This is a genomic window from Escherichia sp. TW14182 (assembly GCF_000208525.1).
Taxonomy (GTDB): domain Bacteria; phylum Pseudomonadota; class Gammaproteobacteria; order Enterobacterales; family Enterobacteriaceae; genus Escherichia; species Escherichia ruysiae.
The window spans coordinates 1-770 of record NZ_AEJZ01000499.1 but is presented as its reverse complement, the minus strand read 5'-3'; the positions used below and the strand labels follow the sequence as shown (position 1 = coordinate 770).

The following is a 770-nucleotide window of genomic DNA, read 5'->3' as shown; positions in this document are numbered from 1 at the left end:
ATTCTGGTTCGATCGGGACAAAAGAGGCTGACTCTTCATCCCAGCGGTTTTCCAGCATATATTCGGTATCCCAGGAGTCGATGGCAGGGCGGGGCATGCCGGGTTTATCCTCGCAAACAAGAAATTTATAAGCGCAGTCCTGAGCAGCCGGATATTGCTCCAGGAATTGCCAGGTAAATTTGGCACGGGCGCGGCGTTCGTCGCCAGCTTCAATGGCTGTGGCTACAGCGACTGCACCTTCTTCCTTTATTGCCTGTTCGTCCGGAATGGCGGCGCAAATAAAGACTTTACTCATTTTGTTTTAACCTCATTACAGATTTAAGGGTGAACAAATCCCTGCCATTGCTGGCATATATAAAAAGAATCTGATTTTTGAATTACCGCACTCAGGATTTTGAGGCAGGTGTTTCAGTAAAATTCTGGTGTATGATTTTTTCTACCGGATAACAGTTACCGGGAATTTTCTGCTCTTTCATTGCGGCAATACATTCCTCCTTGCTGTCATAAATACCCGTTACCATATCAACCGGTTCGCTGTTAGCCATAAAAACAAGCATGACCGAGGCCCACATTACACCCATGATTTTTTCTCCTGGAAAATGCCAAGTTTAAGAAGGGCGAGTCGGGAAAGCATGGAATTATCATTGAGAAGATAAGGTTCATATTTCCTCATATTAATGGCATCCTCAGTGAAGTCTTTATTACTGAGCTGAATGCCAATATCAAAACAACCTTCAGATGTATTAACGTTTGGTAATAACGTTTCCATT

General features: G+C 43.8%; 3 protein-coding genes. All 3 read right to left on the bottom strand.

What is annotated here, in order from left to right; all coding sequences use genetic code 11:
* The coding region (locus EQY_RS0123660; RefSeq protein ID WP_000048572.1) for a phage-associated endonuclease at positions 1-295 on the bottom strand (295 nt) is incomplete at its 3' end.
* 91 nt (positions 296-386) lie between these two features.
* Positions 387-581 carry a DUF1482 family protein gene (locus EQY_RS0123655; protein WP_000538687.1) on the bottom strand — a complete coding sequence of 65 codons (195 nt, stop codon included), beginning with the start codon at positions 579-581 and terminating at the stop codon, positions 387-389.
* The gene (gene dicB, locus EQY_RS0123650; RefSeq protein WP_000449166.1) at positions 572-769 is read right to left on the bottom strand and encodes a cell division inhibition protein DicB; all 198 of its coding nucleotides are present in this window, start codon (positions 767-769) and stop codon (positions 572-574) included. Before dicB ends, EQY_RS0123655 begins: the two co-directional genes overlap by 10 nt.
* Position 770 lies beyond the last annotated feature (1 nt).